The organism is Kitasatospora sp. NPDC059577, assembly GCF_042735475.1.
Taxonomy (GTDB): Bacteria; Actinomycetota; Actinomycetes; order Streptomycetales; family Streptomycetaceae; genus Kitasatospora.
This window is the reverse complement of the sequence record NZ_JBHWBZ010000043.1, coordinates 27,012-41,388: the sequence shown is the minus strand read 5'-3', so window position 1 is coordinate 41,388 and position 14,377 is coordinate 27,012. Positions and strand designations below refer to the sequence as shown.

The 14,377-nt window shown below is 71.9% G+C and carries 13 protein-coding genes; 5 read left to right on the top strand and 8 right to left on the bottom strand.

All coding sequences use genetic code 11. The features are described 5' to 3' along the window. Nucleotides 1–216: 216 nt before the first annotated feature. On the bottom strand, nt 217–669 hold the full coding sequence (locus ACFV0O_RS27795; RefSeq protein WP_360253616.1) for a GatB/YqeY domain-containing protein: 453 nt from the start codon (nt 667–669) through the stop codon (nt 217–219). Between the two features lie 574 nt (nt 670–1,243). Here ACFV0O_RS27795 and ACFV0O_RS27790 point away from each other — a divergent pair. The 3 genes from ACFV0O_RS27790 (at nt 1,244) to ACFV0O_RS27780 (ending at nt 5,013) form a co-directional block, all read left to right on the top strand. Beyond that, on the top strand, nt 1,244–2,551 hold the full coding sequence (locus ACFV0O_RS27790) for a helix-turn-helix domain-containing protein (protein WP_380346345.1): 1,308 nt from the start codon (nt 1,244–1,246) through the stop codon (nt 2,549–2,551). A gap of 211 nt (nt 2,552–2,762) precedes the next feature. Continuing rightward, nucleotides 2,763–3,932, top strand: a complete 1,170-nt coding sequence (locus ACFV0O_RS27785; protein ID WP_380346343.1) for a class I SAM-dependent methyltransferase — start codon at nt 2,763–2,765, stop codon at nt 3,930–3,932. 67 nt (nt 3,933–3,999) lie between these two features. Then, entirely contained in the window at nt 4,000–5,013 is a 1,014-nt protein-coding gene (locus ACFV0O_RS27780) for a methyltransferase domain-containing protein (RefSeq protein ID WP_380346341.1), read from the top strand. A 74-nt stretch (nt 5,014–5,087) separates the two neighbouring features. On the opposite strand, the gene ACFV0O_RS27775 is transcribed toward ACFV0O_RS27780, so the two are convergent. Then, nucleotides 5,088–5,663, bottom strand: coding sequence for a hypothetical protein (locus ACFV0O_RS27775; protein ID WP_360253621.1), 576 nt, complete (start codon nt 5,661–5,663; stop codon nt 5,088–5,090). Between the two features lie 18 nt (nt 5,664–5,681). Beyond that, complete coding sequence (locus tag ACFV0O_RS27770) at nt 5,682–6,410, bottom strand: thioesterase II family protein (protein ID WP_380346339.1); 729 nt, start codon at nt 6,408–6,410, stop codon at nt 5,682–5,684. A gap of 216 nt (nt 6,411–6,626) precedes the next feature. On the opposite strand from ACFV0O_RS27770, the gene ACFV0O_RS27765 reads away from it, so the two are divergent. Then, the gene (locus ACFV0O_RS27765; protein WP_360253625.1) at nt 6,627–6,962 is read left to right on the top strand and encodes a hypothetical protein; all 336 of its coding nucleotides are present in this window, start codon (nt 6,627–6,629) and stop codon (nt 6,960–6,962) included. 202 nt (nt 6,963–7,164) lie between these two features. Here ACFV0O_RS27765 and ACFV0O_RS27760 read toward each other — a convergent pair whose 3' ends face one another. Both ACFV0O_RS27760 and ACFV0O_RS27755 read right to left on the bottom strand, forming a co-directional pair. Further along, nucleotides 7,165–8,424, bottom strand: coding sequence for a beta-ketoacyl-[acyl-carrier-protein] synthase family protein (locus ACFV0O_RS27760; RefSeq protein WP_380346336.1), 1,260 nt, complete (start codon nt 8,422–8,424; stop codon nt 7,165–7,167). Between the two features lie 145 nt (nt 8,425–8,569). Beyond that, entirely contained in the window at nt 8,570–9,586 is a 1,017-nt protein-coding gene (locus tag ACFV0O_RS27755) for a ferritin-like domain-containing protein (RefSeq protein WP_380346334.1), read from the bottom strand. A gap of 203 nt (nt 9,587–9,789) precedes the next feature. Here ACFV0O_RS27755 and ACFV0O_RS27750 point away from each other — a divergent pair, with 203 nt between their 5' ends. Continuing rightward, nucleotides 9,790–11,526 (top strand): acyl-CoA dehydrogenase family protein, encoded by a 1,737-nt coding sequence (locus tag ACFV0O_RS27750; RefSeq protein WP_380346332.1) that lies wholly within the window; start codon nt 9,790–9,792, stop codon nt 11,524–11,526. A gap of 269 nt (nt 11,527–11,795) precedes the next feature. Here ACFV0O_RS27750 and ACFV0O_RS27745 read toward each other — a convergent pair whose 3' ends face one another. The 3 genes from ACFV0O_RS27745 to ACFV0O_RS27735 form a co-directional block, all read right to left on the bottom strand. Continuing rightward, nucleotides 11,796–13,025, bottom strand: a complete 1,230-nt coding sequence (locus ACFV0O_RS27745) for a cytochrome P450 (RefSeq protein WP_380346330.1) — start codon at nt 13,023–13,025, stop codon at nt 11,796–11,798. A 2-nt stretch (nt 13,026–13,027) separates the two neighbouring features. Continuing rightward, complete coding sequence (locus ACFV0O_RS27740) at nt 13,028–13,828, bottom strand: SDR family NAD(P)-dependent oxidoreductase (RefSeq protein WP_380346328.1); 801 nt, start codon at nt 13,826–13,828, stop codon at nt 13,028–13,030. A gap of 112 nt (nt 13,829–13,940) precedes the next feature. Next, nucleotides 13,941–14,201: a TauD/TfdA family dioxygenase gene (locus tag ACFV0O_RS27735; RefSeq protein WP_380346327.1), complete on the bottom strand. Its 261-nt coding sequence runs from the start codon at nt 14,199–14,201 to the stop codon at nt 13,941–13,943. Nucleotides 14,202–14,377 lie beyond the last annotated feature (176 nt).

Genomic DNA, 14,377 nt, shown 5'->3' with positions numbered 1-14,377 from the left:
GGCGCGCGCCCACGCGCGCCCCCCGCCCGCGCCGGGCCGCGGCCCCCCGCCCGCCTCCAGTCGCCTGGGGGGGCCCCGGGGGTGCGCGCCCCCCCCCTTCGGCGTGTTGCCGGGGTGACGGGCCGTCGGGGCCGCGGGAGCCCGTCAGCAGGCCCTACGGGGCCGCTCGATTCCGGCCAGAGCCGGCTTGACCCGACGGCCCCGGGCCGTCCGCGGTCAGGACAGCGCGGCCTTCACGGCGGCGGCGACCCGGCCGCCCTCGGCCAGGCCGTCCACCTGCGGCTTCACCAGCTTCATCACGGCACCCATCGCCTGCGGGCCGGTGGCACCGGTCTCGGCGACGGCGGCCGCCACGATCGCGGTCAGCTCCTCGTCGGAGAGCTGCTTGGGCAGGTAGCCCGCCAGCACCTCGCCCTCGGCCCGCTCCCGGGCGGCCTGGTCGGTGCGACCGGCGCCGTCGAAGGCCTCGGCGGCCTCCCGGCGCTTCTTCGACTCGCGGCCGATCACCTTCAGCACCTCGGCGTCGGACAGCTCGCGCTTCTGCTTGCCCGCCACCTCCTCGCTGGTGACGGCGGCCAGCGTGAGCCGGATGGTGGACGACCGCAGCTCGTCCCGGTCCCTGATGGCAGCCGTGAGGTCCTCGTGCAGCTGCTCCTTGAGCGTTGTCATTTCCTCTTCTTATCCTTCGGCTGTGGGCGGTCTCAACCAGGTTTCCACCAGGTATCCACTGCGACGTGCGCAGGTGAACGAGTATGCCGTGTCAAGGGCGGGCGGCCGTCGGGTGACGGCGCGTCAGCGCGGTGGCCGATCGCGGCCGGGAAGGGGCAGCGGGATTCGGCCACCCTGGCCGATAATGCCTGCATTCTCTCGGCAGAACAGCCGGAAATTGCCGGAAGCGCCGACGAGTTGCCGGTGCCAAACGGGGCAAATCGAGCGTAGCGGCAGGTTCGCAGAAATAGCCCGCGTAGTACACTCGTTCGCACGTAGCTTGAGTAGCCTATCGGGCTGTGGTCACCTCACCGTCAAAGACCGCTCCCGAGCAGCAGCGACAAACCACCACCACGTCCTCGACTCATTTTTCCACGGTTCCGACACATTACGGCCCGGGTCCGGCACGAGTGCTCTCGCATGGGCTCCACCATGACCGCGCGGCCGACCGTGATCGTTTTGGAGTGATTGGCGCCGCATCGGCGTGTTAAGTTCTGACTTGGATTCTGCTCACAACAGCAGGAAGCGCGGGGGAATGGACAACAATCAGCTTCGCTCCATGTTAGTAACCCAACGGAAGATGGTCGGCTGGAGCCAGGAGCAGTTAGCCGAGCATTCCAATGTAAGTGTGCGCACCATTCGCAATCTGGAAACCGGCGCCATCAAGAATCCGCGGCGCAGTTCCGTGGAACTCCTGGTCGGCGCCCTGCTGTCCGCGGCGACCAGCCAGGACACCCTGATATCCCACGTTGCCAATGCGGGCGCCCCGGCCGGGATGCTGTCCTCCCGGCTGGAACCCGGTCTGCTGACCAACGTCGTCGAGGTTCCGGACAACGCCCGGTGGCAGGGGCTGCGCCCCAAGACGGACATCACCGTCGGGCGCCAGGCCGACCTGCTGCACGTGGTGACCACCCTGCGGCCGGGCCGGCCGCTGGTGCTCACCGGACCGGCCGGCGTCGGGAAGACCCGCCTGGCCCTGGACTCGGCCGCCCACCTGCTCGACCGTTTCCGGGACGGCGTGGTGGTCCTGGAACTCGGTTCGGTGACCCCCGAGAGCGTCGACGCCGCCGCGGCCTCGGCGGAGGTGCAGCGCTCGCTCGACACCCTGCTGCACGGCTACGACCGGGACCCGAGGACCAACCCCGAGCTGCAGATGATGGTCGTCATCGACAACGCCGAGCACGTCATCGGCGCGGTGACCAGGCAGGTCAGGATGCTGCTGGACCGGCACCCGGCGCTCCACATCCTGATCACCTCGCTGCGGGCACCGGCCTCCATCCCGGCGGACCTGTGGGAGGTGTCGCCGCTGTCGGTCGACTACCCCGAGGGCAGCTACGGGTGCCCGCCCGCCGCCGAGCTGTTCTGCCGCCGGGTGCACTCGGTCGTCCCCACGCTGGACCTCAGCGACCAGATGCCGCAGGTCGTCGAGCTCTGCCGGCGGCTGGGCGGCCTCGCCCTCGCCATCGAGAACGCCGCCTTCCGGATGCGCTCGGTCCCCCTGCACGTCCTGGTGGACGAGTGCCAGGTCCTGCCGATCCTGGGACAGGACGAGGTGGGCGGACTGTCCCACCACCGCTCGCTGCACCGCAGCCTGGCCTGGGCCTACGGGCTGCTCGACGACCGGCAGCGCCGGGCCCTCAGACAGCTCTCCCGCTTTCCCGATGAATTCTCCATCGACGACGTCCGGCAGGAGCCGGTCGACGGCGGCCGGGAGCCCTCCCGCAATATCGATGTGCTGGCCGACCTCGTGGATTTCTCCGTCGTCCAGGTGAAGCGCGGCCACCAGTACGCGTACCGGGTCCCCCGGATGATGCGCGAGTACGTCAACGCCATTCCGGCCTGAGGCCGACCCACACTCACACCGTCCGCTCGTCGGGGCGTTCTCCGTCCACGCCGGCCGTACTGCCGCGCCCGGAATCCATTCCGGGCCGGCCCGGCCGTCGGGCGATCATTCGATCGAATCGACCGGTTCGCCGTTCCGGCCATTCCGGAAAACGCCTCTGCGGTTCATCCAGCACTGCCCGGCGAAATGCCATGAGCGCAAATGGGGATCGATGACCACGATAGACTCCTCCCTCCGCAACAATAGAACCGACGAAACGTCGGACGAGAACACCCCGCTGTCGGACACCGGTGTGGCGCCCCTGGTGGACGGTTCCAAACTGATCGGTGATCCCCGGGACGGCGCCGTCGTCCGGGCGTCACATCGCGTTTACGAACACTTGATCGCGATGTTCGCACCCGGCATGATCGAGGCCGCATTCGACCTCGGTGTCTTCGTCGCCCTGGCGGACGGCCCGGCCACCCCGGCCGACCTCGCCGAGCGGCTGGACGCCGACGCGCACGGCCTGCGGGTGCTGCTCGACGGCCTGTACTGCTACGAGATCGTCCAGCGGGAGCGCACCGAGGACGATCAGGACGCCTACCGGCTGGTGGACGGCATGGCCGAGTGCCTGCTGCCCGGCGGCCTCTACAGCCTCGCCGGCCGGATCGGCTACGACCGGGCCATCGGCTGGGACGTCTGGCGCAACCTCGCCGACATCGTCAAGCGGCCCGCCCGCGGCGCCGACGGCGACTACCAGGCCAACCAGCTGTCCGCCGAGGACTACGAGCAGGTGGCCCGCGGCATCAACTTCTGGGCACCGCCGATCGTCGAGTCGCTGGCCAACCTCCTGGCGGAGGAGGAGGGCTGGAAGGGCGAGGCCGACCGGACGATGCTGGACGTCGGCTGCGGCACCGGCATCTACAGCCAGCTGCTCCTGCAGCGCTTCCGGGGACTGCGGGCCACCGGCCTGGACCACCCGCGGATCGTGCCCATCGCCCGCGGGCAGGCGGAGCGGCTGGGCGTGCAGGACCGGTTCGAACCGGTGGAGCGCAACTTCTTCACCGAGGACTGGCACACCGGCCAGGACATGGTCCTGCTGGTGAACATCTTCCACCTGCAGACGGCGGAGGGCTCCGAGGAGCTCATGCGGCGGGCGGCGCAGGCCGTGCGCCAGGGCGGCGTGGTCGCGATCGTCGACCACATCGTGGACGACGAGACCGACGCCCAGTCGATCCAGAACCGCTTCTTCCGCCTGTTCGCCGCGTCGATGCTCGTCACCGGCGGCGGGGACTCCTTCTCCCTGGCGGACTACGACCGATGGCTCGACCGGGCCGGCCTGGTGAGGACGGCGCTGGTCGACACCCCGATGCACCGGATCCTGCTCGCCCGGCGCCCGTGATCACCACCAGCCCGGCCGGACCTCCCGTCCGGCCTGCCGGATTCCATTCCTTAGAGGGGACAAGGACGTGACCGACAACCTCGTGCTCGGAGCTGCGAGAATGACCGCCTCCGACATCTTCAACGCTACCGTCGCCTCCTCGGCGATCGGCGCCGCCTGGGAGGTCGGGGCGCTCGACGAACTGGCGGACCAGGACAAGCTGGACGTCGCCGAGTTCTCCGAACGCAACGACCTCGACCAGTTCGCGGTCGAGGGGATGTTCCAGGCCCTGGCCAGCGTCCGCATCGTGCAGCGGCAGGGCGCCCTGATCGTCAGCGACGTGAACTTCGCCGAGGTCTACCGCGCCAAGGCGTTCTACCACTGGCTGTCCCGCGGCTGCGCGGCGCTCTTCGCCGACATGCCGGCCGTACTGAAGAACGAGAACCGCGTCGGCAACTTCTACCGCCGCGACTCCGCTGCCATCGCGATCGCCTGCCGCGACATCAACGCCAACTTCTTCGACCCGGTGTTCAAGAAGGCCCTGGGCTCGGTGGGCGAGTTCGGCAAGATCGCCGACCTCGGCTGCGGCAGCGGCGAGCGCATCATCAGCGTGCTGCGGGAGAACCCGAACGCGACCGGCCTCGGCATCGACATCGCCGAGGGCGCGCTGGGCGTGGCCCGGGCCTCCACCAAGGAGGCCGGCTTCGAGGGCCGGGTGTCCTTCGTCAAGGACGACGCCACCAACCCGCAGCCGCACCCGGAGTTCGCCGACGTCGATCTCCTGACCTCCTTCCTGATGGGCCACGACTTCTGGCCGCGGGAGAACTGCATCGCCTCCCTGCGCGGGCTGCGCAAGGCGTTCCCGAACGTCAAGCGCTTCCTGCTCGGCGACACCGCGATGACCACCGACATCCCGGACTCCGAGATCCCGGTCTTCACCCTGGGCTTCGAGGTCGCGCACCGCATGATGGGTGCCTACCTGCCGACCCTGGAGGAGTGGAACGGGGTGTTCGAGGAGGGCGGCTGGCGCCTGGTGGAGGCGCACCGCGTGGTGACCCCGGCGGACAGCGTGATCTTCGAGCTGGAGCCGCTCGCCGACTGACGGCACGCGACGGTGCTCCGGGGCCGCGGGCCCCGGAGCACCGTCGCGCTACGCGCGGTGAACACGGCGCGTGATCAGTTCGCGCGGGCGTCGCTGCCCTCGGCCGCGGGCATCGTGTACCCGGGGCCGGTGGGCCGCACCTCGGTGATGCCGGGAGCCCGGCGCATCATCACGGCCTGCTGGACGGCCAGCGTCACACCGACCCCGAGCCAGACCCCGTTGCCGTTGAACCGGCCGTGGAAGAACACCACTTCGACGCCGCCGACGATCAGCCGCTCGGCCAGGTTCGCCACCCACAGCTTGGCGGTGGTCCGGCCGCCCTTGCGCAGCAGCCGGCCGGTCTGGTCGCGCCACATGGGCATCGTCAGACCGCGGTAGTAGCCGAAGACCAGCGAGAACGCCAGGCCGACGACCAGGAAGACGATGCTGGTCGTCGTCGCCTCGGCCGGGCCCGGCGGCAGGAAACCGCGCAGCACGAGCATCGCGACCCACAGGAAGGTCTGGGCCCTGACGTCGCGGACGCTGAACTGGGAGACGAGGACGATCGCCGTGATCAGGACGATGAACGCCACGTTGAGAATCGCGAACGTCGTGTCGTCCGAGGGCGAGTGCTGAGCGGCCAGGGATCCCCAGGATGCCAACAGCGTCATTGAGCCACCTCAGTGGTGTTAAGGGTGATGGTCGGGCCAAGTGCCTTGTGGCAGAAGGTCTCTGAGCGAGGCCACCACGGCGTCCGGGGCGGTGCGCGGGAAGTCGTGGCCGCCCTCCAGGACGGCCAGCGAGTACTCCCCCGCCGCGCAGGCGGACCAGTGGTGCAGGTGTTCGGCGGGCGCCACGGTGTCCTTGACGCCGCCGAGGACGTGCAACGGGGTGCGCACCGGGTCGGGGGCCGGCAGGACGTGGGCGTCGGCCAGGGTGAAGTCCTTCCGGATCCCGGCCAGCACGGTGCGCAGGAAGTCCGGGTACGCGAAGAGCTCGCGCGGGATCGCGTCCTGCCCGACCAGCCAGCGCAGGAGTTCGACGTCGCGCAGCTCGGACAGCTTCTCCGCCGGCGGCAGGTGCGGGGCGCGCGCGGCCGCCACGACGGTCGCCAGCGGCAGCGGGCCGCCCCGCCGCTCCAGGAGCAGGGTGACCTGATGGGCGATCAGTCCGCCCAGGCTGTGGCCGAAGAGCACGAACGGGACCTCGAACTCCCCGGCGAGCGCGGCGACCAGCTGCTCGGCGGTCTCCTCCAGCGAGTCGGGCAGCCGCTCCTCGGACCGGGTGCCGCGGCCGGGCAGCTCCACCGGCGCCAGCTCGACCCCGGCCGGCAGGTGCGCGCGCCAGCTGCCGAAGGCCCCGGCGCCGGCACCGGCCTGCGGCAGGCAGATCAGTCGCAGCCGGGTCGGCGACGCCACAACACGGCCGACGATCCAGGGAGTTGACGACGAAGTCGCCGGAACACCGGTGTCCATGACACCGAGCATAGGGGGCGGACCGGACCGATCTCCAGGCAAACCGACGGCAATCCGTCACCCCCGGGGGTGGTCCGGTCACCGAACGTTCGATCTTGCCGAGTCGTTGCCGGAGCGGATGCCTGGAATGTCGGACCCCGGCGCGGCGACGATCCATGCATGACCGACATCGCCTCCGACCAGATCCCTGACGTGATCAGCCAGCTGGTCCTCCTCATCGCACCGACCAAGAAGGACCGGATCGGTCCGGACACCAAGCTCGTCAGCGAACTGAGCTACCACTCGCTCGCGATGGTCCAGCTGGGCCTCACCCTTGAGGACGTCTTCGAGTTCGACAGCCTCCCCCAGGAGCGCGCCTCGTCGTTGGAGACCGTCCACGAGATCGTCGAGCTCGTCCGGGAACTCCTGGACGAGGGCGAGGGCGCCCTGCCGACCGTCGACCACCTGGAGTCCATCGTCGTCCCGCTCGGCGGCGAGTGGCCGCCGGCGTCCTGACCGAGAGCCACCACCACCGATCCGACGCCGCGTCACCGCCCTCGGGCCAGGATCCGCCTGGCCCGGGGGCGGTGACGTGTCCCGAGTCGGTGTCCCGTCCGGGGGCGGTGACGTGTCGCGGGCGGTGGCCCGTTCGGGGGCGACGGCCCGTCCGGCGGAGGCGGACCCGGGCTCCGCGGCCGAGCGGGCCCGGGAGGGCGGCTCAGGCCCCGGCGCGGAAGGCCAGCACGGTGTTGTGCCCGCCGAACCCCGCGCTCTGGGTGAGCGCCGCCAGCGGCCCGGCGGGCAGCGGGCGGGGCGTCACCCGCACCACGTCCAGGTCGATCGCGTCGTCCAGGTCGTCCACGTTGATGGTGGGCGGTGCGGTGCGGTGGTGCAGGGCCAGGACGGTGGCCACCGCGGCCAACGAGCCGGAGGCGCCGATCAGGTGCCCCGCGGACGACTTCACCGCCGACACGGCCGGCCGCACGCCGCCGAGCGCGCTCCTGATCGCCAGCGCCTCCGCCGCGTCGCCCACCGAGGTGGACGAGGCGTGCGCGCTGACGTGGCCGACCTCGGCCGGCTCCACCCCGCCGTCCGCGAGGGCGCGCCGGATGGCCCGCGCCATGCCCTCGCCCTCCGGGTGCGGGCGGGTGATGTGGTGCGCGTCGGCGCTCGACCCGGCCCCGGCGAACTCGGCGTAGATCCGGGCACCGCGCCGCCGGGCGTGCTCACCGGACTCCAGCACCAGCACGGCCGCGCCCTCGCCCAGGACGAAGCCGTCCCGCTTCTTGTCGAAGGGCCGGGAGGCGCAGGCCGGGGCGTCGTTGTTGCGGGACAGCGCCTTCATCGCCGCGAAGGCGGTGATCGCCATCGGGTTGATCACCGCCTCCGTGCCGCCGGCCACCACCACGTCGGCCCGGCCCAGGCGGATCAGGTCCAGCCCGGCCGCGATCGCGTCGGCGCCCGCCGCGCAGGCCGTCGACGGCGCGTGGGCCACCGCCGTGGCGTTGAGCTCCAGCGCGCACAGCGCCGCCGCCGCGTTGTTCATCAGCATCGGCAGGGTGAACGGCGAGACCCGGCGGGTGTCCCCGGCCCGGATCAGGTCGTGGGCCGGCAGCAGGGTGCTCAGGCCGCCGATGCCGCTGCCGATGACCACCGCGAGGCGCTCGGACTCCGGGTGTCCCGGCGCGCCCGCGGCCGCGTCGAAGCCCGCGTCCTGCCAGGCCTCGCGCTGGGCGAGCAGCGCGAACTGCGCGGACCGGTCGGTGCGCCGGGCCTGGACCCGGTCGATCAGCGGGGCCGGCTCCACGGCGGCCGGGGCGGCGATCCGCACCGGCAGGTCCTCGGCCCAGGGATCGGTGATCGCGACCGCCGCCGAGACCCCGTCGAGCAGTGCCTTCCAGGTGGACCGGGCGTCGCCGCCCAGCGGCGTGGTGGCGCCGAGCCCGGTGATGACGACGTCGTCGCGCTGCGCAGGCACGCGGCCCCTCCGATTCGTTCCGGTCGTTCTCGTGACGGCGGTCTGGTGCGGGCCGCGCGCCGTACGGGCCGGCGGCACGGCACTCCCCCGTGTCCGGGCCGCCGGCGGGTCCGTCCCGCGGGTCGTTCGGTGTCGGTGCCTGCGGTCAGTTGATGCCGACGAAGGCTTCCGGCTTGGCGAGCTGCTCGCTCAGGAACAGGTCGCGCAGCTTCGGGCTGAGCAGGCCGACCTGCCGCAGGATGTGGATCACCTGCTGGAACAGCAGCTGGCGGTAGCCGAACATCATCGGGTCGTTCATGGCGAAGGTGATGCCGGCCTCGACGTCCAGCTCCATGCGCTCCCACACCTCGCGCAGCAGGAAGCGGCGGGACATCAGGAAGATCGACTCCAGCAGGAACTCCTCCCGCGCCGCGCGCTCCTTGCTGTTCATCTGCTCGTACATCCCGGTGAGCGAGACCACGCCGAAGCCGATGTGCCGCGCCTCGTCGCGGGCGATCATCCGGGTGATCTGGGTGATGATCGGCTCGCCGAAGCCGGTGCCCGCCAGCCGGGTCGCCGCCAGGGCGAGGCCCTCGACGATCACCTGCATGCCGAGGTAGACGATGTCCCAGTCGGACTCCGACAACAGGTCGCGCAGCAGCGACTTGAGGCCCGGGTTGATCGGGTAGGAGTTGCGCAGCTTCTCGTCGATGTACTTGGCGTACGCCTCGACGTGCCGCGCCTCGTCGGCGACCTGGGCGGCCGCGTAGATCTTGGCCTCCATGTCGGGCACGGTCTCCACCAGCCGGGCGGTGGTGACCAGGGCGCCCTGTTCGCCGTGCAGGAACTGACTGATCATCCAGGACAGGTACTCCCAGCGGAACTGGTTGATCAGTTCCTCGGGAACCGGGCTGCCCGCTCCGCGGAAGTTCTGCAGTCCGGTGCTCTGCCCCTCGTCCAGGACCGCGCCGAACCGCACCTCGTGGTTCCAGTCGATATCCGTGGCGGCGTTCCACTGCGCGATCTTGCTCTTCTCGTAGAGCGCCCAGAGACGATTGTTGCGCTCGCCGTAGTTCCAGTTGAGATTGGCCTTGAACGCGGCGTCGACCTCCATCAGACTCTCCCTGGTCCGGTCCAGGGTGAACAGCACGGTTTCCCGTTCGTCGTGGAATTCGGTAGTCATCGCCGCCGGGCCCCTTCGGATTGACGTACTGCCACACGGACACTCTCGGGCGGGAGTCACGCGAAAACCTAGGCACTCACTGGGCAACTTGCAGGCATGACGAGTTGCCTGCGCCCCTGCCTGGAACAGCGGGAGTCCCCCTGGCGACACTGCACCGGAACACCGCCGGACGTTCCGCAATCCCGTGCACAGGAGCCAGTCGTATGGAGCCGAATTCCGTTCCCCGTCCGACCCGGCAGCTCACCGCCGAGTTCGAGGGGCTGCTGGGCGACCCGCTGGACCCGTCCGGTCCGTTCTCCTTCGCCGAGGTCGTGGAGCACGAGGAACTCGACGAGGTCCCGCCGGGCGCGGAGCGGCTGCTCCTGGACTGGGGGCTGCCGGAGCGGCTCGTCCCGGAGGTGGCCGGCGGGCGGATGCTCAACCTGGAGTCGGTCCTGGCGGTGACCCGCTCGCTGGCGCGCCGGAACCTCACCATGGCCGTGATGTTCGGCTCCAGCATGCTCGGCTGCCAGCCGGTGTGGCTGTGGGGGACGCCCGAGCAGCGGAAGCGGGTCGCCCAGGCGGTGACCGCGGGGGACAAGCTGTGCTTCGGCATCTCCGAGGCGGAGGTCGGCAGCGACCTGACCACCACGGCCACCACCGCCGTCCTCGACGGCGAGCACTACGTCCTGGACGGCGAGAAGTGGCCGGTCGGCAACGGCAACCGGGCCCGCTTCTACACCGTCCTGGCCCAGGGCCCGCGCGGACCGGTGCTGCTGCTGGTCGACAGGCAGGAACTGGACCCGGAGAGCATCGAACCGAAGCCGATCGTCCGCGCCCTGGGCCTGCGCGGCCACGACGTCAGCGGTGTCCGCTTCACCGCCGCCCGGGTGCCCGCCGCCGGCGCGGTCATCGGCCGGCCCGGCCGCGCGATGATCGACACCGTCCGCACCCTGCAGATCACCCGCACCGCGATCGGCGGCATGTCGCTGGGCAGCATGGACGCCGCACTGCGGATCGGACTGGACTACGCGCACGAGCGCAGGCTGTACGGCGCCGCGATCCACCGGATCCCGGTGGTCCGCCAGCACCTCGTCGACGCCCACCTGGACCTGCTGGTCTCCGACTGCGTGGCGATCCCGGTGGCCCGGGCCCTGACCCTCGCGCCGGCGCGGCTGGCCCTGTGGTCCTCCGTGGTCAAGTACCTGGTGCCGGTGATCGGCGAGGAGACCCTGGAGCAGATGTCCAAGGTCCTCGCCGCGCGCAGCTACCTGCGCGAACTGGTCGCCTCCGGCGCCTTCCAGAAGATCCGCCGGGACCACTGCATCACCTCGATCTTCGAGGGCACGACGCACGTCAACCTGTTCAACATCGCGACCCAGCTGGCCGCGCTGGCCCCGCTCGCGGACCGGCCCGCCGAAGGCTCCGGGGAGCTGCTGGCCCGGCTGTTCGACCTCTCCGCCGAGGCGCCGGTCTGGGAGCCGGACGGCAACAGGCTGGTCCTGGCGACCAACGGGCAGGACGAGATCACCCGGGGCTGGGGCGCAGCCGTGGCCGAGCTGGCCCGGGTCGCCGCGGCCGAGTGCCCGCCGGGCCAGGCCGAGGACCTGGCCGGGGTGGTGGCCGAGCTGGACCGCCGCCGGGCCGCGCTGTACGGCCGCGTCGCCGAGCACGGCATCGAGGCGTCCTCGGTGGCCGGCTCGCGCACCGCCGAGGACCACTGCGTCTTCCACGCCGCGTCCTCCTGCGTGCACGTCTGGCTGCACAACCGGGGCGCCGCGCCGGACGCCGGCTGGCTCGTCCTGGTGCTGCGGCGGCTGCTGCAGCGCCTGGACCGGGACGTGGTGCTGGACGAGCGGGAGGCGTACCTGCCGGGGCTGGAGGCCGTCATGGAGGAGTGCCGGGTCAGCCGGCGCTACTTCGGCCTGGAGGCCGTGCTGGAGCACGGTGCCCGGGGCTGATCCGGGAGCGCGGGGACGGCGCGCCCGGCGCAGGCCGGGAAGCGCGGGGAACGACGGAAGGCGGCGCGCCCCCCGGGGGGGGGGCCCCCGGCCGGCAACACCCATAGCCCGCCGGGGGTTTGGGGGCGGGGGGGGGCGGCGGGGGGGGGGGGAGTGGGGGGCGGGGGGGCGGGCCGCCGCGGGGCGGGGGGGGGCCGCGGGGGCCAGCCCGGACGGCGGCCCCCCCCGGGGGCGGCCCCCCCCTTCCGTCATCCACCTTTCCCGGCAGGTCAGTTGGGCACGAGGGTGACCGGCATGGTGGCGTAGCCGCTGAGGAAGTTGGAGTAGACCCGGGTCGGTTCCCCGGCCGGGCGGATCTCCGCCACGTGCTCCTTCAGTCCGTCCAGCATCCCGGCCAGCTCGGCCTTCGCCAGGTACGCGCCCATGCAGTAGTGCGGGCCGTGGGCGAAGGTCAGGTGCTTGTTGGCGTTGCCGCGGTCCAGCCGGAACTCGTCCGGCGCGTCGAAGACCCGCTCGTCCCGGTTGGCGGAGCCGTTCCACATCGTGACGATGTCGCCGGCCTCGATGAACTCGCCGTGCAGCAGCATGTCGGCGGTGGCCCGCCGACCGCTGTGCAGGGTGGGCGTGGTCCAGCGGAGGATCTCCTCGACCGCGGCGTCGGTGGAGACCGCGCCGCTGCGCAGCGCCTCCCACTGCTCGGGGTGGTGCGCCAGCGCGTGCACGCCGCCGACCATGGCGAGCCGGGTGGTCTCCAGGCCGCCGATGATGATGCTGTAGCAGTTGAAGATCACCTCCTCGCGGGTGAGCCGGCGGTCGCCGACGCTCTGCTCGACCAGCACGCTGACCACGTCCTCGCCCGGCTCGCGGGTGCGCAGCCGGGCCAGTTCGGAGATGTACAGCAGCAGGTCGTTGCGGGCCGCCCAGGTGCCCTCCTCGGACGGCGAGCCGTCGGTGGCGGCGAGTGCGCCGGAGGTCATCGGGATCAGCTTGGGGCGGTCCTCCTGGGGCACGCCGAGCAGGTCGCAGATGGCCGCCAGCGGGATGTCGGCGGCCACGTCCCGGCCGAAGTCGCACTGCTCGGACTTGGTGGCTTCGAGGACCAGCTGCCGGACGCCGTTGCGCGCGGCCTCCACGGTGGCGGTCAGCGCGCGCGGGGTGAACGGCCGGGTGAGGATGCCGCGCAGCGCGGTGTGGTCCGGGCCGTCGGTGACGGTCAGCATCTGGCCGACCGCCGAGTCGTTGTCCGCCTGCAGCGTCTCCAGCATGTTGCCGTGCGCCGAGGTGAACGAGGTGTTGTCCTTGTAGAGGGTCTCCATGTCCTCCCTGCGCGTGACGACCCAGAAGCCCTCGCCGCGTCCGGTCTCGCGGTGCCGGTACAGCGGGGCGTCGTCGCGCAGGTGGCGCCAGACCTCGGTGAGGTCGCGGGTGGCGTGCAGCACGGGATCGGCGAGGTCGATCCGGTCCAGCTCGTCGGGGTCCTGGACGGGACGGGTGTCCATGGTCACTTGCCGCCTTCGGGAGCGTCCTGGTCGGGCCGCGGCTGCGGCGCGAGGGGGCCGGGGAAGAACGCGGTGGTGGCGCCGGCCGTCTCGCCGCCGTCCACCACGAACTCCTGGCCGGTGACGAACGTCGCCTGGTCGGAGGCGAGGAAGTGGAAGACCCCGGCGATCTCCTCCGGGGAGGCGTGCCGGCGCGCCGGGATGCGCTCGTTGACCTCGTCGAGCATCGCGTCGGTGTACTCGGCGCGCTGCATCGGGGTCAGCACGGCGCCGGGGGTGACGCACGCGGTGCGCACCAGCGGGCTGAGCTCCATGGCGAAGGTCTGGCAGAGCGAGGCGACGCCCGCCTTGGTGGCGTTGTACGGCGCGTAGAGCGGGTAGCCGCGGCTGCCGTTGACCGAGGCGGTGGCGAGCAGCACGCCGTGGCCCTGCGCCAGCATGTACGGGGCCGAGTGCCGCCACAGGGCGAGCACGCCGACCAGGTTGACGTCGACGGCGCGCCGCACGTCGGCCTCGGTCAGCTCCAGCACGCTGCTGCGGATGCTGATGCCGGCGTTGGCGATCACCACGTCGAGGCCGCCCCGGGCGGCGTGCACGGCGTCGACGGCCTCCTTGACCGCCTGCCAGTCGGCGACGTCGACCTGAAGGAAGCTCACCGTGCCGGGACCGCCGTCCAGGTCCGCCGCCGGGGCCCCGGGCTTGCTGACGTCGAGGTTCACCACGTGGTCGCCGGAGGCGGCGAACCGCTCGGCGGTGGCCTTCCCGATGCCGCTGGAGGCGCCGGAGACGATGACTGTGCGCATGGGGAGAGGGCCTTTCGAGGGGCGCCGGGCCCGGCCGCCGGAGCGACCGGGTCCCGGCTGGGTGTGCGGTGTACGGGGTGCGGGGTGCGGAGCCGGGGCCCGGCCCTCGGGATCAGACGATGACCCGGTGCCGGTCGGGGGCGTAACCGGCCAGGTTGCGGCGGAGGTTGCGGCTGACGGTGATCTTCTTCAGCCAGCGGTCGGTGCCGTCGTAGCGGGCCTTGAAGGAGCGCCGGCCGTGCGCGGCCTGGTAGTTGTCCACGACCAGCAGGGTGCCGGGGCCGACCACGACCTCCTGCTGGACCCGGGTCAGCTCGGCCATCAGCCGGTCCAGGGCCTCGACGGCCTCCCGGTCGTCCCCGGCGCAGCGCATGAACGGCAGGTCGATGCGCAGGTACGGGGAGAGGCCGTCGCCGAACAGCGCGCTGGTGGGCGCGGGGTCGTGGGGCCCCCCGCGGGGCCGGGGGGGCGCCCGGGGGGCGGGGGGCGCGGGCGCACGCCACCCAGGGGGGGAGGTGGGAGGGGGGGGGGGGGTGCGGGACGGGGCGG